This window comes from Bradyrhizobium sp. USDA 4504, assembly GCF_054063995.1.
Genome location: NZ_JBSSGV010000001.1, coordinates 5,419,393 through 5,437,073, shown reverse-complemented (window position 1 = coordinate 5,437,073; position 17,681 = coordinate 5,419,393). Strand labels below are relative to the sequence as shown.

Here is a 17,681-nt window from a genome sequence, read left to right as displayed (position 1 = left end):
ATGTCATTGTCAGCCGATTATCCCATCCATGACGTGGCCATCATCGGCCTCGGGCCGGTCGGTGCCATCTTCGCCAACCTGCTCGCGAAATCCGGCTTGCGCGTTGCGGTCGTCGAGCGCGTTGCCGACATCTACGACAAGCCGCGCGCGATCACGCTCGACCACGAGGCGCTGCGCGTGCTGCAGGCGATCGGGCTCGGCGATTTCATGGAACAGGCGATCGCTCCGCATAACGGCTCGCACTATCTCGGCGTCGACGGCGAGATCATCAAGATCTTCGATCCGATGCCGCCGCCGTTTCCGCTCGGCTGGATTCCGAACGTGACCTTCGTGCAGCCGGACGTCGAGCAGGCGCTGCGCGACAAGCTCGCCGACTATCCGCATGCCGACATTTTCCTTGCGGCCACGGGCGTGGCGCTGCAGCAGGACGATGGCGCGGTGATGCTGACGGCACGCCGCGAGACCGGCGAGGAGTTCTTGATCCGCGCGCGCTATCTGGTCGGCTGCGACGGCGCCAACAGCTTCGTCCGCAAGCAGCTCGGCATCGGCCTCGACGACCTCGCCTTCGATGAATGGTGGATGGTGGTGGACACGCTGACCAGCGATCCCGCCAAGCGGCCGGCCAAGAGCTTTCAGTATTGCTGGCCGTCGCGTCCCGGCACTTTCGTGCCGGGTCCGCGCAATTTGCGACGCTGGGAGATCAAGCTGCTGCCCGGCGAGGACCCCGAGGTGGCCGGCGCGCCCGACAACGTCGTGACGCTGCTCAAGGGTTTCACCGATATCTCCGACCTGACGATCTGGCGCTCGGCGGTCTATCGCTTTCACGCGCTGCTCGGCCGGCGCTGGCGCGACCGCCGCGTGCTGCTGATGGGCGATGCCGTGCACCAGACGCCGCCGTTCCTCGGGCAAGGGCTGTGCGCCGGTATCCGCGATGCGGTGAACCTGGCCTGGAAGTTGCGGCTGGTTCTTCGCGGCGACGCGGGCGGTGCGCTGCTCGACAGTTACGAGATCGAGCGCAAGCCGCATGTCCGCGCCGTCGTCGCCAGCGCCAAGGAGTTCGGCAAGATCATCGGCGAGCTCGATCCGGTGGCCGCCGTCGAACGCGACATGCGGCTGCGCGCCGACCTGAAGGCCGGCAAGGCCGAAACCATCAGGCAGAAATTCATCCCCGATCTCGTCTCCGGCCTGATCGCGCGCGATGCCGCGCTTGCCGGGCGGCTGTTCGTGCAGCCGCATGTGCGCGCGCCGGATGGGCGGACGTGCCGGCTCGACGATCTGCTGCAGCCGGAATTCGCGATCGTGACGACGGCGGCGGAGCGGATGGTGTGGCTGTCGGATGCGTCCGCTGCCGCCTGGCAGCGTCTGTCGGGCGAGCGCGTCGTCATCGCCACATCAGGCGAAAGCGCCGATCGAGGCGATATCCTGACCGTGGTCGAACGCGACAGTTTGTTCGCGGACTGGATGCGGCAGCATGACTCCGCGGCCGTCATCGTGCGGCCGGACCGCTACGTCTTCGGCGCCGCGCGCAATGCCGGCGAGCTCAGTATGCTTGTCGGGCAACTGCTCCAGAACCTCAGCGCAGGGCACTAGTCTTTTCAAGGCTGCGCTTTGTCTGTACCACCGGAAGAAAGAAATTCCGGGGGAAACCAGTGAACAACAATAGCGATGCGGCGGAGTATGATTACGTCATCGTCGGTGCCGGCTCGGCCGGTTGCGTGCTCGCCAACCGCCTGAGCGCTGACGGCAAGCACTCGGTGCTGCTGCTCGAGGCCGGCCCGAAGGACAGCAACATCTGGATCCATGTGCCGCTCGGCTACGGCAAGCTGTTCAAGGAAAAATCCGTCAACTGGATGTACCAAACCGAGCCCGAGCCGGGCCTGAACGGGCGGCAGGTGTTCCAGCCGCGCGGCAAGGTGCTTGGCGGCTCCAGCTCGATCAACGGCCTGCTCTATGTGCGCGGCCAGCATGAGGACTATGACCGCTGGCGCCAGCGCGGCAATGCCGGCTGGGGCTATGACGACGTCCTGCCCTATTTCCGGAAGGCGGAAGATCAGCAGCGTGGCTCCAACACCTATCACGGCGCCGGCGGCCCGCTGCCGGTGTCGGATTGGCGGCATCATGATCCGCTGTCGGAGGCCTTCGTGCATGCCGCAGCCGAGGTCGGGATTCCCACCAATCCGGATTTCAACGGCGCGACCCAGGAGGGCGCGGGCTTCTTCCAGACCACGACGCGGCGCGGCCGGCGCGCCTCGACGGCGCGGTCCTATCTGCGGCCGGCGTTGACGCGCGGCAATCTTCATGTCGAGACCTCGGCGCTGGCGCAGCGCATCCTGTTCGACGGCAAGCGCGCGAGCGGCGTCGCCTACAAGCAGAACGGGCAATTGCGCAAGGCCAAGGCGCGCAGGGAGGTGCTGGTATCGAGCGGTGCGTACAACTCGCCGCAATTGTTGCAGCTCTCCGGCGTCGGCCCTGCCGATCTGTTGAAGCAGCACGGCATCGACATCGTGCTCGATGCGCCCGGCGTCGGCAACGACCTGCAGGACCACATGCAGGTCCGCATCGTCACGCGCTGCGCGCAGACCGTCACGCTGAACGACGTCATCAATCATCCCGTGCGCCGCGTCATGGCGGGCCTCCGCTACGCCGCGCTGCGCAAGGGGCCGCTGACGATCGCCGCCGGCACCTCGGGCGCGTTCTTCAAGACCAGCCCGCGGCTTGCCTCGCCCGACATCCAGATCCACTTCCTGCCGTTCTCGACCGACAAGATGGGCGAGCAGCTGCATCCGTTCTCGGGCTTCACGGCCTCGGTCTGCCAGCTGCGTCCGGAGAGCCGCGGTTCGCTGAAGATCAGGAGCGCGGACCCGGGCGTGCCGCCGGAAATCCGCATCAACTATCTGGCGACCGAGACCGATCGCCGCGCCTTCATCGACGGCATCCGTATCCTGCGCAAGATCCTGGCGGCACCGGCGCTGAAATCCTATTCAGTGGGCGAGGTCGATCCCGGCGCCAAGGTGGTCAGCGACGACGACCTGCTCGATTTCTGCCGGCGCACCGGAAGCACGGTCTATCATCCGACCTCGACCTGCCGGATGGGCAACGATCCGCTCGCGGTGGTCGACCAGCGGCTCAAGGTGCGCGGCATCGAAGGTCTGCGCGTGGTCGATGCGTCCGTCATGCCGGACCTGATGTCGGGCAACACCAATGCGCCGACGATCATGATCGCGGAGAAAGCGTCGGACATGATCCTGGAGGATGCGAGGTAGGACGCCATCCGTCATCCTGAGAGTCTGACTCATAAATCACTCAACCTTAGCTGCAGCCGCGAGTCTGCGGGTCAGGAGCCTGATGTGTGCAATCAGCAGCCAGGCAGCTTCGGTTGCCACCGTCGCCTCGAAGTCCTTGGCGAGGCGGCGGCATCTGCCGAACCAAGCGAATGTGCGTTCAACCACCCACCGCCTCGGCAGAAGCTGGAAGCCTTTGACGCCTTGGGGCCGCTCGACGATCTCGACAGTCCATGGACCGCAGTCTGAGAGCGCGTCGAGGAGTTGATTTCCGCGGTAGATCCGGTCGGCAAAGACGTGGCGCAGCCGGGGGAAGTTCATCCGCACGTTCTTCAGCAGCGGTACGGCGCCATGGCAGTCCTGAACGTTGGCGGGATGAACATGAACCCCAAGGAGGAGGCCATTGGTATCCGTCACAATGTGCCGCTTGCGGCCGTAGATGCGCTTGCCTGCATCGTAGCCGCGCGGTCCGCCAGCTTGCGTGGTTGGCGCACTTTGACTGTCGATCACGGCTGCCGTCGGCTTCGGTGTCCGTCCAAGCTTTTTTCGCGCCCGTCGGACAAGCACGCTGACAATCCTCTGCCACCGGCCTGTATCCCGCCATCTATAAAAATAGCCCTGCACCGTCGAATAGGGCGAGAACTCCTGCGGCAACGCCCGCCACTGGCAGCCGGTCGAAACGATATAGAGGATCGCTTCGATCACACGACGCAGCTCCGTCTTACGCGGCCGGCCGCGCCGGTTCGCTCGCGGCAACAGGCGTCTGATCACCGCCCACTCCGCATCGGTCATATCGCTTGCATAACGCAGATCGTCCCGCCGATATTGCTCCCGAGTGATCTTGGTCCAGGGCATCGTGCTCTCCCTCGAATCTTTGCAAATCCGATGGAATCACACCCCACTGAGATCACTCACCCATTTTTCAGTCAGGCTCTGAGGAGCGCGTAGCGCGTCTCGAAGGATGCACGGCCCCGGTCTGACGGCTCGGAAAGCTCCGGGCCGTCGACCCTTCGAGACGCGCGCAAGAGCGCGCTCCTCCAGCGACAAAGGCGAAGCCTTCGCGCGGTGACGGTGATAGAGTGGGCGACTGGACGTCAGCCCTTATACGCGCGCACCCGTGCGACCATCTGCTCGACATGGGCGATCGGCGTCTCGGGGAGGATGCCGTGCCCGAGATTGAAGATCATCCGCCCCTTGCCGAAGTTCTCCAGCACATCGTCCACCGCGCGGTCGAGCGCGGCGCCGCCGGCGATCAGGGCCAGCGGATCGAGATTGCCCTGCACCGCGACGCGGCTTTGCACGCGCTCGCGGATCATCGACGGCTCGGTGGCCCAATCGATCGAGACCGCATCGACGCCGGTTTGCTCGATATAGGCCGGCAGCATGCCTGCCGCGCCGCGCGGGAAGCCGATGATCCTGGCATCGGGGACCTGCTTGCGCACCCCGGCCACGATGCGCCGGGTCGGCTCGATCGCCCAGCGGGCGAACTGGCGCGGCGGCAGCACGCCGGCCCAGGTGTCGAAGATCTGCAGGCAGTCGGCACCGGCCTTCAACTGGCCGACGAGATAGTGGATCGAGTTCTCGACCAGCACGTCGATGATCTTGGCGAACGCATCCGGATGGCGGTAGGCAAGCATCCGCGCGGGTGCCTGGTCCGGCGTGCCCTGTCCGGCCACCATGTAGGTCGCAACCGTCCACGGTGCGCCGCAGAAGCCGATCAGTGCGATCTCGGGGGCGAGTTCGCGACGGACGCGGCGCAGTGCTTCAAAAACCGGCTCGAGCGTGTCGAAGTTGGCATCGGTTGCCAACGTCGCGATTTCGCCGGGCGTTGCCAGCGGATCGAGCCGCGGTCCTTCGCCGGCCTCGAAGCGCACCGAGCGGCCGAGCGCGTAGGGGATTACCAGGATGTCGGAGAAGATGATCGCGGCGTCGAAGTTGAACCGGCGGATCGGCTGCAGCGTGACCTCGGCGGCGAATTCGGGCGTGAAGCAGAGATCGAGGAAGCCGCCGGCCTTGGCGCGCAGCTCGCGATATTCCGGCAGATAGCGGCCGGCCTGCCGCATCATCCAGAGCGGCGGCACGGCCTGGCGGTGGCCCGATAGCACGTCGATGAGCGGCTTCTTGGTGGGATCCTGGGGCACGCGGATAGTTCCTGATCACGGTCAAATTTGCGCCCCTGATACACGCTGCAGCGCAATGGGCCAAGGCGGTTCTGGAACCCCCCTTTGCGCGGCCGCGTTGTCCCCCGAATGGAGGGACGACATGGCCGACAAATTCGATCCTGCCCCGCACGACAAGCATGCCGAGAAGCCGCACGAGGCGCAGGCTGCCGACCGCAAGGCCCGCACCCGGCTGAAGGAGGGGCTCGAGGATACCTTCCCGGCCTCCGATCCGGTCAGCGCCACGCAGCCCGCGCCGTCAAAGCACGACGGCAATCGGGACAATTAGCTGGTGTATGCCAGCGCCTGCTAACCACGATGCCAAGAGAGTTCCACATGCGGCGAACTATTCGCCGCGGAGCGATGGCCCGGAGCACCGGGCCCGTCCGCATACCGTGATCGCCGGGATAGTCTAGACGGGGCCGCTTGCGGGGCGCTGCATCCGGTCAGATTCGAAGGTCACGCCGAGCCGGCGCTCCAGGCGCCAGGCCACAATGCAGTGCCGCCGGATCGGTTCGCTCTCGATCTCGAGGTCGAACGCGAGCGGGATTGCGACGTCGCTTTCCACGGCGAGCCCCGCGCCGCCGGTCGAGAGGTTGAGCACAAGACATCCGACACTGCTGTTGCGGAAGAAGATCGTCCCGCGCTTCAGCAGGATCGTTCGTTGGCTGTCGGTCTTGTATCTTATCGTTGTGCTCACGGCAGTCTCCTACCCCCGATGTGATGCCCGTCGCGATCGGTCCCCTCAAGCGCGATGGTCGCGCTTTCGCTTCTTGTTCGAGCATGATCTCCGCGCAAACGCTTTGCGTTTGTCGCGAGGGAAAACCGCTTCGTACTCTTCCGGATCATGCTCTAGTTCACCAGCACGGCGCCATCGCAGCGGATGCCCAGCACCCAAACGTCGACCTGGCCGAGCCCGATGCCGAGCGTCGCGAGCAGCGACGCCAGCACCTGATCGACTGAACTCGTCACGCCGTTCAGGATGCTCATGACGAGCGCCCCCAATCCCGGGATCGGCAGCCCGAGCGGGCCGAGATTGATGGTCAGCGAGAGGTCGCCGAGCAGACTTCCTGTCAGCGATGAAAGGAAGTTGGTCGTCGTCACCGTCTTCTTGGTGCCCGACTGGATGTCGCTGTAGCTGAAATTGACATTGGTCGGCGTGGTGTTGCCCATGCCGGCATGGGCGAGGCCGGTGACGGTGGCGAGACCAAGGTTGACCAGTGTCGCCGGCGGCGGATTGGGCTTGGTCGTGAAGTTGGTCATGTCGGCGATCGTGACGTTGCCGATCCATGCATCCACGATCCCAGGCGTCACGCCGATCGTGACCTGCGAGGTGTTGATGTTGGGGTGGCCGCAGGACACCGCGTTGAGTGTCGCGGTACTCGAGGCGACCTCGACATAGACCGGGAGATTGATCGCAGACACGGTGCCGGAGCCGAGCACATTGATCGTCGCCAGGATCCTGGTCTGCGCGGTGTGGACGCTCACACCCTGGGTGCCGATCGCGATCCAGCTCGAGCCGACCGGTCGCTCGCCGATCGTTGCGATCACGGAGACGTTGGCGATGCCGGGCAGGCCGAGATTGATCGAGGTCGCGATCTGATGGTTGCCGTTGGCGATCTGGGCCACCGTGGAAATCAGGTCGAACACCGAAACGCTGGCGCCGACCTTGGGTTTCTGCCCCGCCGTGAGATTGGCGAAGGGACCGAGGTCGACCAGCGTGCCCGGCGAAATCTTGGTGGTGGAGCCGGTGACGGCCTGGGAGATCGTCGACAGCGCTGTGGTCGCCGCGTTGGCGCCGTTGGTGATCTGCTGGGTGGTCAGCGCCGACGCGACGATGTCGCCGACCTTGATGTTGCTGCTCAGCAGGTCGCTATAGGTGACGCCGGTCAGGTTGACCCGGGTCGCCAGTGCCGACAGGAAGTCCAGGGCGTCGATCTTGGCGCTGATCAGCGCATTGTAGTCCATCACCGAGAGCGACAGCGTGGTGCCGAGCATCGAGCCGAGCAGCGCATTGAGCGCGCCGCCGTTGACCGAGAGCAGCCTCGACCCGATCGCGAACGAGGCCATTTCGGTCGATGTCGCGGTAGCGGTCGTCTTGATGGTGAAGCTGCTCGCGCCGGTGAGGTACCGCGCGAAGTAGAGCGGGGTCTGGGTGTTCAGCGTGACCCGCGCGGCGTTGGGAGTGCCGACCGCCGGGGTCACGAAACGGGCCTGCGGCGCGATGGCGCTGTTTGCGGTGTAGGTTCCTGTCTCGACCTTGACCAGCGCACTGGCCGGGTACTTGTTCTGCGTAACCGTCGCGGTGGCGGCGTTGACCGGATTGTTCAGGTTGGCGGCGGCGACGATCGCGGCGAGATCGGCGGTGCTCTGCGTCTTGCGCCGGTCGGCGAAGATCGTGCCGAGATCGATGGCGAGCCCGGCGCACCCGATCAGGAGCGTCATCAGGCCGGCGCTGATCATCGCGAAGTTTCCTCGTTCGTCGGCGCCGAAGCGCCGCATCAGCATGAGGACGCCTCTCATCCTAAAATCCCCCGTACTGAATCGCCGCGGAGCGGACGATGGTGCTCGCCGGGGCGGGGACGAAGGGCAGCTTGTAGATGAAGTTGCCGGCCGCGTTGTAGTTGACCGTCACGACGTAGACGTTGGCATTCGATGGAGACGGCGCGGCATTGACCGTGAGATTGCCGGGAACGAGCAATGGATAGGTCGACGCGTTGGCGGTGACATAGCTCGTCGCGAGGCTGTTGCGTTCGGTGTCGGTCATTCCCGCGATGGATGACCGCGCCGCTTCGGCGGCGAGTTGCTGAACGCCATGCACCATGGCGAGATACGAGCCGAAGACGATGATGCCGAAAATGAAGGCAAGAAACAGCGGCAGCATCAGCGCGAATTCGACGGCGGACGCACCGCTTCGGCAGCGAAAAAAACTGGTCATTGCAACACACCTCGAAACGCCAACGACGACGTCACGTTGCGAGGCTTTGATTAAGGAAAACTATGAAAACGCTTTCACGAATCAGCGGCCGCAATTCAGACTTATCGGGTCAGTGAAGCATTATGGGGCGATCAGAATATTTGATGCGATACCCGCAAAAACCCGGGGTGTGGTGCGGTTGAGGTGCTGCAGCGTGTGGAGATGTAGTTGTTGGATACCGTGATATGCGGAGCAATGCACGTAACAATACATATGACCTGCAATATCAGTGCCTTGGCGGGTAATTGTGGCTAAACGAAAGTGCAACCAAATGTTAGTATAGCCTGATGGCATACTGTGGAGATTGGAATTGCGTCCCGTGCTGAGACTGGAGGGCTCGCGATGCATAGACCGCGTCAGCATTTGAATATTCCTACTGAAATCGTTCGTACCGTCGTTGCGATCGCGGAGACAGGCAGCCTGTCGAAAGCCGGGGAGCGTCTCGGCCTCAGCCAGCCGGCGATCAGTTCGCAGGTCAAGCGCCTGCAAAGCCTGATTGGTGGCGCACTCTTCGTCAGAACCGCAAACGGCACCACGACCACCGAGCTCGGCAAGGTCGCCGTGCAGCAGGCGAGGCGCATCCTCGAAGCCAACGATCAACTGCTTCGGCTCGGCGGCAATCATGAAGGACCCCAGCCGTTGCGGCTGGGAATCAGCACGATGCTCGCGGAGGAATTCCTGAAGCTGCATCCCTCCGATGCACTCGCCGACGTTCTGCTGCACGCCGACATGTCACCGGCCGTCATCAGGGGGGTGATCGACGGCTACATCGACATCGCGTTCGTCTACAGCAACCCTTCGCAGGAGAACGAAGACGAGGTGACGATCGCCGCCGAAGCCGAGGAGCGGTCGGTGTGGGTGCGATCGCGCGATTTTGTGCTGCGGCCGGGCGCCCCGATCCCGATCCTGGCCTGGCCAGGTGACGACTGGATGATCCGGACGCTCACCAAGCACAACATCACGTACAAGATCGTGTTCAGGAGCCCGAACCACCAGCTGCGACTGGAAGCCGCCCGGGCCGGGTACGGCCTGACGGCGTGCCCCGAGCGGATGATCCCGTCCTCGCTGATCTCGGCGAAGGACTATTATCTTCCGGAGCTTCCGTTGCAGAAGCGCCTGCTGTGCGTTCGCCCTGGTCTCGAAGGCAGCCGCGCCACGGCGATGGTGCAGCGGTTGTCCAGCCTGTTCTTCAGCGGCGCGAAGCCGATGCGTCAGGTGAGCAACATGTAGCTGGTGCTGCCGCGGTCCGGCGGCACCGATCAATAGTGCGGTGGGCGTTCGTTGGCGGGGCCGGGCGCCTGGCGTTCGGCCTCCTGAAGCCGGTCGCGCAACTCGGCGATCTGGCGCGTCAGCGCGTCGATCTGCTTCCATTGTGCCGTGATGGTCTGGTTCAGCGTCTCGATGGCCTCGTCCTGATAGGTCAGGCGAACCTCCAGCGCATCGATCCGCTCGCTCAGCTTGGCCGTGTCATTCATGGACGGCAGCCTCGCAGGGGGTACTCTCGCGCTCCGCGTCGCTCGAACGCGCACCCGCACGCTCGCGCAGGCCGTGGCCGAGCGCGACACGCTCGTCGAACACAAAACAGTCGCCGCGCCAGCGGCTGTCCAGCTGCGGGGTTTCCTCGAGATATTTCAGAATGCCGCCCTTGAGGTGATAGACCTCGGCAAAACCTTGCGCGAGCAGATAGGCGCTGGCCTTCTCGCAGCGGATGCCGCCGGTGCAGAACATCGCAATCCTGCGGTGCTTGGCCGGATCGAGGTTTCGCGCCGCAAATTCCTTGAATTGTCCAAAGCTCGCGATCCTGGGATCCACCGCGCCTTCGAACGTGCCCATCGCGACCTCGAACGCGTTGCGGGTATCGAGTACCACGATGTCAGGCGCGGCGATCAGCTCGTTCCAGTCGGCGGCATCGACATAGGTGCCGACCTGCCGCGTCGGATCGACCGTGGTGTCGCCGAGCGTGACGATCTCCTTTTTCAGCCGCACCTTGAGCCGCTGGAATGGCATCTGCGCCGCTTCGGAGAACTTCAGCTCGAGATTGTCGAGGCGGCCGCCGAACAGCGCTCCGTGCCTGAGCTCCGCAACGAAGTCATCGATGCCTTGGTCGGTGCCGGCAATGGTGCCGTTGATGCCCTCATGGGCGAGCAGCACGCTGCCCTTGAGATCGAGCGCGGCGCAGAACGCGCGCAGCGGCTCGCGCAGCGCGCGGAAGTCCGGCAGCGCGGCGAACTGGTAGAAGGCGGCGACCTTGAAGGGCATCGCCGGGGTTTATCAGGCCGGCCAGGCCGGCGAAACCCACAAAGCCATGCATTGTCGGGATAATTCCCCTGGCATGCCAGGCATTGCTCAGCCGGGGATGAGTGTGCCATGTACTTTGTACTCCCTTGGCATCATCCGCCGCAGCCGCATCAGACCATCACGATCAAGCGAGCACTCCGTTATGAGGAATTTCCATTTCGCCGGCCGTTCCACGGTCCACGCCCAGAACGCGATGGTGGCGACGTCGCATCCGGAAGCGGCGCTCGCGGCCATCGAGGTGATGCGCGAGGGCGGCACGGCCGCCGACGCGGCGGTTGCAGCCTGCGCGCTGCTCGGCGTCATCGAGCCGCAATCGACCGGCATCGGCGGCGACTGCTTCGCGCTGATCCAGCCGCGGGGAGAAGGCAAGATCACCGCCTATAACGGCAGCGGCCGGGCGCCGATGGCGGCGACCGCCGACTGGTATCTCGAGCGCAAGATCCATTCGGTGCCGCTGACCTCGGCACATGCGGTCAGCATTCCCGGCGCGGTCGATGCCTGGGACGTGATCCTGAAGGACCACGGCAAGTTCGGCTTCGACCGGCTGCTGCAGCCCGCGATCAAGGCCGCCGAAGAGGGCTACGTGGTCGCGCCGCGCATCGCCTTCGACTGGAAGAACGGCTTCGAGAAGCTGAAGAACGGCACCAACACCGAGCGCTATCTGTTGCCGCACGGCAGGCCCGCGGTTGCCGGCGACGTGATCCGCCAGCCCGAGCTCGGCAAGACGCTGCGCGCGATCGCGCAAAAGGGCCGCGACGCCTTCTATAGCGGCGAGATCGCCGCCGACATGGTCGACACGCTGCGCGGCATCGGCGGCCTGCACACGCTCGAGGACTTCGCCGCGCACTCGACCGAGGCGACCTCGCCGATCGGCACGATGTACAAGGGCTACGACGTCTGGCAGTGCCCGCCGAACGGCCCCGGCATCACCATGCTGGTCATGCTCAACATCCTGTCGCGCTTCGACCTGACCAAGTTCAAGCCGCTCAGCATCGAGCGCTTCCATCTCGAGGCCGAGGCGGCACGCATCGCCTACATGATGCGCGAGCAGCATATCGGCGATCCCCAGCACGTGCATGTCGACGTTGCCGGCATCCTCGCCAGGGAATTCGCCGAAGAGCACATCAAGAACATCCGGATGGACCGGCTGCTCGAACTGCCGAACGTCGCGCCGCCGATGAATCCGTCGACGGTCTACATCACGGTGGTCGACAAGGATCGCAACGTCTGCTCGTTCATCAATTCGATCGCGCATTCGTTCGGCTCGGCGATCGTCTCCAACAAGACCGGCGTCCTGCTGCAGAACCGCGCCGGCGGCTTCCGCATCCAGCCCGGACATCCGAATTGCATCGCACCGGGCAAGCGTCCGCTGCACACCATCATCCCGGCGCTGGTCACCAGGAACGGCCGTGCGCTGATGCCGTACGGCGTGATGGGCGGGCAGTACCAGCCGGTCGGCCAGACCCGTGTGCTGACCAACATGCTCGACTATGGCTGCGACATTCAGGAAGCCATCGATATGCCGCGCGGCCTGCACTACGAAGGCGTCTACCAGCTCGAGGACTCTGTGCCGGCGGAGATCGTCGAAGGCCTGAAGAAGATCGGTCACAAGACCACCAGCGTGGTCGCGCCGCTCGGCGGCGGGCAGGGCATCTGGATCGATTGGGACAAGGGGACGCTGACCGGCGGCTCCGATCCGCGCAAGGACGGCTGCGCGCTCGGCTACTGATTGTCGCGGCCGATCAGGGGCCGGCGGAAACAAGGTGTTGTCGCGGGGATGGTGCTAGTCCTGCCCCGCGGAAGCCCGTCACCGGCATCACCTACTCGTATCTGGCGGCGCAACTGATCGGTGATCTCATCGCGGGCGCGTCGTCGCCATTGATCGGCGATTTTGCGCTGGACCGCGACGGCGGCATGGCCGGTCACTGAAAAATGGCTAGGGATTCGACCCGCACTGGGCTAGAGACGGCCGTCCTTCACGAGAGGTGCAAGATGCGATCTTCCCGACGCACGATCATCAAGACTGCATTCGCCGGCCTCGCGGCGGCAGTCTCCACGTCCGTTGTCAGCGGGTCGGCAACGGCCCAAACTGCAGGAAAGCCCATGACCACAGCTTCAGGCCTCCAGATCATCGACAGCAAGGTCGGCACCGGCGCCTCGCCGAAGACCGGCCAGACCTGCGTCATGCACTATACCGGCTGGCTCTACGAGAACGGCCAGAAGGGCAAGAAATTCGACTCCTCCGTCGATCGCAACGAGCCGTTCGAGTTTCCGATCGGCCAGGGTCACGTGATCAAGGGCTGGGACGAGGGCGTCGCCACCATGAAGGTCGGCGGCAAGCGCACCCTGATCATCCCGCCGAACCTCGGCTACGGCGCGCGCGGCGCCGGCGGCGTGATCCCGCCGAACGCCACGCTGTTGTTCGACGTCGAACTGCTTGGCGTCAAATAAGCCGATGGGCGTCAAGTAACCGGCCCACAGCAACAGGGGCGCAGCGATGAAGATTTCGATCCTCGACGATTATTTCGACACGCTGCGCACCCTCGATTGCTACCGCAAGCTCGACGGGTATGACGTCAAGATCTGGAACGATCATGTCCAGGACGTCGATGCGCTCGCCGAACGGCTGCGCGATACCGACGCGCTGGTCCTGATCCGCGAGCGCACCCAGATCCGCACCCCGCTGCTCGAACGTCTGCCGAAGCTGAAGCTGATCAGCCAGCGCAGCGTCTATCCGCATATCGACATCGACACCTGCACGCGGCTCGGCATCATCGTGTCGTCGAGCCAGCATGCCGATACGCCGTCCTACGCCACTGCCGAGTTCACCTGGGGCATGATCCTCGCGGCGATGCGCGCGATCCCGCAACAGATGGCGGCACTCAAGTCCGGCAAGTGGCAGATCGGCGTCGGTCATACGCTGCGCGGCAAGACGCTCGGCATCTATGGCTACGGCCGCATCGGCGCCGTGGTCGCGGGCTATGGCAAGGCGTTCGGCATGAACGTGCTGGTCTGGGCGCGCGAGCCGGCGATGGCGAAGGCGCGTGCCGACGGCTATGAGACATCAGCCAGCAAGGCGGATTTCTTCGCCCGCTGCGACGTGCTGTCGCTGCATATGCGGCTGGTCGACGCGACGCGCGGCATCGTCAAGGCGGAAGACCTCGCGCGGATGAAGCAGACCGCGCTGATCGTCAACACCAGCCGCGCGCCGCTGATCGAGCCCGGCGCGCTGGTCAATGCGTTGCGTGCCGGCCGGCCAGGCATGGCCGCGATCGACGTCTACGAGAAGGAGCCGCTGCGCGACACGGCGGACCCGCTGCTCAACATGGACAATGTGGTCTGCACGCCGCATCTCGGCTACGTCTCGCGCGACGAGTACGAAATCCAGTTCACCGACATCTTCGACCAGATATTGGCCTACGCGGCCGGCACGCCGACCAATGTCGTGAACCCGGATGTGCTGGCGCATCCGCGCCCGCGCGGCTGAGCAGCGTCGTTCATGCTCGATCGGCCGGCTTGATGGGGCGGCCGTGTCATCTCTCGTTCAGCGAGGCCAGTGAGCCGCTGAGGTCACCCTGCCGACAATCCTCTTGATGCCGCCGAGTGCCTTCTGTCCCTTGCCCTTGGCTTCCAGGATCGCGCCTCGGCCCTGCATCGCCGGAGAGCCGGTGACCTTGCCAAGACGCCGCTTGAACCTGCCGATCGCCTCGTTGGCCGTGCCCTTGATCCTATCGGTCGCGCTACCCATGAAATTACTCCTTCGGAATACGCTGAGGTAACGTGCCGGAACATGGCGATGTTCCGATTCGGCGAGGTTCCGATTTTCCGCTCGCCTGCGCGGCTGCTTTTCGCTAGCGTTCCACGCACGAAATCAGGCCAACGAAAGCAAGAATGATGAGCGGTTCCCACGATCACACCCATTCCCACGACCATCACCATCACGACGACGAGCGCTGGAAGCACGACGGCGTCCGCGTGATTCCCGGCAACCAGCTCGATCCGAACGTGCCGTCGACCGCCGGCATGGACCGCAAGGCCGCGATCAATTTTGCCCGGGTCGGGGCGCAGAAATTGTGGGCAGGCACCGTCAGCATCAAGCCGGATGCCAAGACCGGCGCGCATCATCACGGCCATCTCGAAAGCATCATCTATGTCGTGAAGGGCAAGGCGCGGATGCGCTGGGGCGAGAAGCTGCAGTTCACCGCCGAGGCCGGCCCCGGCGATTTCATCTTCGTGCCGCCCTACGTGCCGCATCAGGAGATCAATGCCAGCCGCGACGAGGTGCTGGAATGCGTGCTGGTGCGCTCCGACGGCGAGGCGGTTGCGATCAACCTCGATATCGAGCCGATCGAGAAGCCGGAGACCGTGCTGTGGGTCGACCCGGTGCACCGCCATCCCGACGAGAAGAAATAGCCGCGACATTTGCGTCGAGATTCCGGTTCACGCTTCGCGTGCCCCGGAATGACAGTCCGGGGGAGGAGGCCAGCATGACGCTCGTGCGTTACGAGAGCGCCGACCACGTCGCGACCATCACGATGGACCGCGTCTCCTCGCACAACGCGCTCAACAATGCGCTGTGCGACGAGTTGCAGCAAGCCTGGCGGCGCTTTCGCGACAGCGATGACCGCGTCGCGGTGCTGGCTTCGGCCGAGGAGAAGTACTTCTGTGTCGGCGCCGACGTCCGGGATTTCCCCGCCAATATGTGGCAGGCGGTGCCCGGGCTCGGTGTCGAGCTCGACAAGCCAGTGATCGCGGCGACGTCGGGCTGGGTGGTGGGCGGCGGCTTCGTTCTGGTGCAGATGGCCGACATCTGCGTCGCCTCGGAGACGACGCGGTTCGTCTATCCGGAAGCCAAGATCGGCACCACCGGCGGCGGTGTCTCCTCGGTGCTGGCCCGCATGCCGCACAAGATCGCGATGGAGTTCCTGCTTGTCGGCGAGGAGCTGTCGGCCGAGCGGGCCTACCAGATCGGCTTCGTTAACCGCATCACGCCACCGGGGCAGCACCTTGCGGCGGCGCTGGAGCTGGCGGCCAAGATCGCGGGCAACGCGCCGCTGGTGGTGCAGGCGCTCAAGAAGCTCGCCCGTGACGCGATGCCGAAGGGGCCGCTGGAGACGGTCGCCGAGGTGCGCCGGCAGCTCGACGCCATCAAGGACAGCGACGACCTCAAGGAAGGCGCCAGGGCGTTCAGCGAGAAGCGCAAGCCGAGATTTACGGGGCGATGACCTTTTCCGTCATTGCGAGGGGCTCGCGACAAAATTGCAAGCAATTTTGCGCTGTGACGAAGCAATCCATCTGTCCCCGAGCAGAGATATGGATTGCTTCGCTGCGCTCGCAATGACGGGGCCTAACCCCTACGCAAACACCCGGTGATCGATCACACCGTTCGGCACCACATAGCCGTAACGCGTGTTCGACGGCTCTACGCCAGCCTTCTCATACTGCGCCTTCATCATCGCAAAGCGATCGCCCTTGAGGTCGAGCATCGCGCGCTTCGGCTGGATGTTGTAGAGCCGGGCGTTGTTGTCGCCGAAGATCGCCGTCTTCACCGGCCCGTCGGCGGGGCCGAGCGGTGCATAGCCGAACTTCTTCTGCATCATCTCGGGGATCTCCAGCCGCCGCAGGCCCTCGATTTGCCATTGCGGCGCGCCGGTCCACAGCGCATCGGTACCCCAGCAGACGTGGTCGGCGCCGAGCCCCTTGATCAAGGTACCCATCAGCGCGGCGCAGACATTGGGCTCGGCGACCAGCGTGGTCGCGAACAATTGTCCGACGTCGCCATAGACATTGTTGACGCCGTACTGCGCCGGGATGTCGGCGAGATCCGAGGTCCAGGCGATGCGGCCGGTGCGCTCGAACTCGGCGAGCGCGACCTTCGGATCGCCGCCGACATGGCGATAGGCCGAGTGGTAGATGATGAAGTTGAGCTGCGGCCAGTCCTTGGCGGCCTTTCCGACATCGGCAACGTCGGCGAAGCCGCGCAGATTCGGATACTGCTTCTCTATCCCGGGCGGAAACAGTCCCTTGTGGACGCAGACGTTCTTGATGCCCGCCTTCACCATCTTCTCATAACCCTTGTAGGCGACCTTCTCGTCGTCCAGCCGCCAGGGGTAGCGGCTGATCTCCTTGTGGGTGTTGTCGCCGATCGTGTAGCCCTTGCAGGATTCCGGCTTCAGCGCCAATGCGGCGTCGAGCTTGTCGAGCCAGCCGGGCTGCCCGGGCGTGAAGATGGCGTGGCAGAACACGCGCCGCGAGCCGGCCTCGTCGTTCATTTTCTTGCGCGCGTCGGCCATCTGCTCGTTGGTCAGGAACCAGTCCTGCTCGATATCCGACGGCGCCGAGGAGATCAGCGCGATCTTGGTGTCGGAATCGAGAAACATCTCCTTCTTGTAGTTGTCGAACTTGAGATCCTCGATGGTCTGCTCGTGATCGTTGAGCTCCTTGTTCCAGCCGGCCTTGCCGACCGCCTTGCGCATTTCCACAAAACCCATGATGCGGGTGTCGTCGCGCAGGAAATGCGTGTGCATGTCCATGATGAACTGGTCTTTGAGGGAGTTGGCGCGCTCCTGCGCCATTGCGGGTGTCGCGGCCTCCGCCGGCGTCACGGCGAACAGCTCCCCATAGACCTGGTTCATCGCGACGAAGCAGGCGGCCATGCCGGCCGCGGTCTGGAAGAATCTGCGGCGGTCGAGGCCCTGCTTGCCGCCGAGATCGTCGGCCATCGCGAGCAGCCGCGCCTCGACCTCGCGCTGACGTTCGTTCTGCGGATCGGGATAGAATTCGTCGCTGGAGACGATCTGGGTCGGGATCGGCGTCTGGTGCTGGCACAGTTCGGAGGGCATCAAGGCGGCAAGTTCATCGTCGGTGAGATTGCTGCTCATTCTTCGCTCCCACTTCTCGCCGGATTTTTCCGGTCGGATCGCCGCGGAGACTAGGACCAAGTCCGCCCGTCGTCCGCGCCGTTTG

Annotated in this window: 18 protein-coding genes; 9 read left to right on the top strand and 9 right to left on the bottom strand. The window is 64.4% G+C overall.

Translation table 11 applies throughout. The features are described from left to right. Complete coding sequence (gene mhpA / locus ACVMB1_RS25590; RefSeq protein WP_141340763.1) at nt 1-1,590, top strand: bifunctional 3-(3-hydroxy-phenyl)propionate/3-hydroxycinnamic acid hydroxylase MhpA; 1,590 nt, start codon at nt 1-3, stop codon at nt 1,588-1,590. Nucleotides 1,591-1,649: 59 nt separating this feature from the next. Beyond that, nucleotides 1,650-3,263 carry a GMC family oxidoreductase gene (locus ACVMB1_RS25585; RefSeq protein WP_076826091.1) on the top strand — a complete coding sequence of 538 codons (1,614 nt, stop codon included), beginning with the start codon at nt 1,650-1,652 and terminating at the stop codon, nt 3,261-3,263. Between the two features lie 36 nt (nt 3,264-3,299). On the opposite strand, the gene ACVMB1_RS25580 is transcribed toward ACVMB1_RS25585, so the two are convergent. Next, entirely contained in the window at nt 3,300-4,136 is an 837-nt protein-coding gene (locus ACVMB1_RS25580; protein ID WP_456814840.1) for an IS5 family transposase, read from the bottom strand. A gap of 239 nt (nt 4,137-4,375) precedes the next feature. After that, the gene (gene hemE / locus ACVMB1_RS25575) at nt 4,376-5,422 is read right to left on the bottom strand and encodes a uroporphyrinogen decarboxylase (protein ID WP_456849348.1); all 1,047 of its coding nucleotides are present in this window, start codon (nt 5,420-5,422) and stop codon (nt 4,376-4,378) included. 121 nt (nt 5,423-5,543) lie between these two features. Here hemE and ACVMB1_RS25570 point away from each other — a divergent pair, with 121 nt between their 5' ends. Next, the gene (locus ACVMB1_RS25570) at nt 5,544-5,729 is read left to right on the top strand and encodes a hypothetical protein (protein ID WP_028333252.1); all 186 of its coding nucleotides are present in this window, start codon (nt 5,544-5,546) and stop codon (nt 5,727-5,729) included. Nucleotides 5,730-5,852: 123 nt separating this feature from the next. Here the strand turns inward: ACVMB1_RS25570 and ACVMB1_RS25565 are convergent, their stop codons facing one another. The 3 genes from ACVMB1_RS25565 to ACVMB1_RS25555 form a co-directional block, all read right to left on the bottom strand. After that, entirely contained in the window at nt 5,853-6,140 is a 288-nt protein-coding gene (locus ACVMB1_RS25565) for a PilZ domain-containing protein (protein WP_229189556.1), read from the bottom strand. A 152-nt stretch (nt 6,141-6,292) separates the two neighbouring features. Continuing rightward, entirely contained in the window at nt 6,293-7,963 is a 1,671-nt protein-coding gene (locus ACVMB1_RS25560) for a pilus assembly protein TadG-related protein (protein WP_141340495.1), read from the bottom strand. A 1-nt stretch (nt 7,964) separates the two neighbouring features. Then, a complete protein-coding gene (locus ACVMB1_RS25555) occupies nt 7,965-8,378 on the bottom strand; it encodes a TadE/TadG family type IV pilus assembly protein (RefSeq protein WP_057016934.1) in 414 nt (137 codons plus the stop codon). Nucleotides 8,379-8,714: 336 nt separating this feature from the next. Between ACVMB1_RS25555 and ACVMB1_RS25550 the strand changes: the two genes are divergently transcribed. Continuing rightward, a complete protein-coding gene (locus ACVMB1_RS25550) occupies nt 8,715-9,647 on the top strand; it encodes a LysR family transcriptional regulator (protein WP_456782452.1) in 933 nt (310 codons plus the stop codon). 29 nt (nt 9,648-9,676) lie between these two features. Here ACVMB1_RS25550 and ACVMB1_RS25545 read toward each other — a convergent pair whose 3' ends face one another. Both ACVMB1_RS25545 and trhO read right to left on the bottom strand, forming a co-directional pair. Continuing rightward, on the bottom strand, nt 9,677-9,892 hold the full coding sequence (locus tag ACVMB1_RS25545; protein ID WP_028333247.1) for a SlyX family protein: 216 nt from the start codon (nt 9,890-9,892) through the stop codon (nt 9,677-9,679). Then, nucleotides 9,885-10,676 carry an oxygen-dependent tRNA uridine(34) hydroxylase TrhO gene (gene trhO / locus ACVMB1_RS25540; protein WP_141340496.1) on the bottom strand — a complete coding sequence of 264 codons (792 nt, stop codon included), beginning with the start codon at nt 10,674-10,676 and terminating at the stop codon, nt 9,885-9,887. The genes ACVMB1_RS25545 and trhO overlap by 8 nt, the downstream gene beginning before the upstream one ends. Nucleotides 10,677-10,857: 181 nt before the next feature. On the opposite strand from trhO, the gene ggt reads away from it, so the two are divergent. The 3 genes from ggt to ACVMB1_RS25525 all read left to right on the top strand — a co-directional run bounded on the left by ggt (nt 10,858) and on the right by ACVMB1_RS25525 (nt 14,202). Continuing rightward, complete coding sequence (gene ggt, locus ACVMB1_RS25535; protein WP_076826098.1) at nt 10,858-12,444, top strand: gamma-glutamyltransferase; 1,587 nt, start codon at nt 10,858-10,860, stop codon at nt 12,442-12,444. Between the two features lie 263 nt (nt 12,445-12,707). Beyond that, entirely contained in the window at nt 12,708-13,166 is a 459-nt protein-coding gene (locus ACVMB1_RS25530) for an FKBP-type peptidyl-prolyl cis-trans isomerase (RefSeq protein ID WP_246786590.1), read from the top strand. Between the two features lie 46 nt (nt 13,167-13,212). Next, nucleotides 13,213-14,202, top strand: a complete 990-nt coding sequence (locus tag ACVMB1_RS25525) for a D-2-hydroxyacid dehydrogenase family protein (RefSeq protein ID WP_253638810.1) — start codon at nt 13,213-13,215, stop codon at nt 14,200-14,202. Nucleotides 14,203-14,259: 57 nt separating this feature from the next. On the opposite strand, the gene ACVMB1_RS25520 is transcribed toward ACVMB1_RS25525, so the two are convergent. Next, nucleotides 14,260-14,463: a CsbD family protein gene (locus ACVMB1_RS25520; protein WP_057016940.1), complete on the bottom strand. Its 204-nt coding sequence runs from the start codon at nt 14,461-14,463 to the stop codon at nt 14,260-14,262. A 146-nt stretch (nt 14,464-14,609) separates the two neighbouring features. On the opposite strand from ACVMB1_RS25520, the gene ACVMB1_RS25515 reads away from it, so the two are divergent. Together ACVMB1_RS25515 and ACVMB1_RS25510 are read left to right on the top strand one after the other, a co-directional pair. Further along, complete coding sequence (locus ACVMB1_RS25515; protein ID WP_028338582.1) at nt 14,610-15,128, top strand: cupin domain-containing protein; 519 nt, start codon at nt 14,610-14,612, stop codon at nt 15,126-15,128. A gap of 74 nt (nt 15,129-15,202) precedes the next feature. Then, nucleotides 15,203-15,940, top strand: a complete 738-nt coding sequence (locus ACVMB1_RS25510) for an enoyl-CoA hydratase/isomerase family protein (protein WP_141340497.1) — start codon at nt 15,203-15,205, stop codon at nt 15,938-15,940. A 129-nt stretch (nt 15,941-16,069) separates the two neighbouring features. Here ACVMB1_RS25510 and ACVMB1_RS25505 read toward each other — a convergent pair whose 3' ends face one another. Beyond that, complete coding sequence (locus ACVMB1_RS25505; RefSeq protein WP_141340498.1) at nt 16,070-17,596, bottom strand: amidohydrolase family protein; 1,527 nt, start codon at nt 17,594-17,596, stop codon at nt 16,070-16,072. Nucleotides 17,597-17,681: the final 85 nt, after the last annotated feature.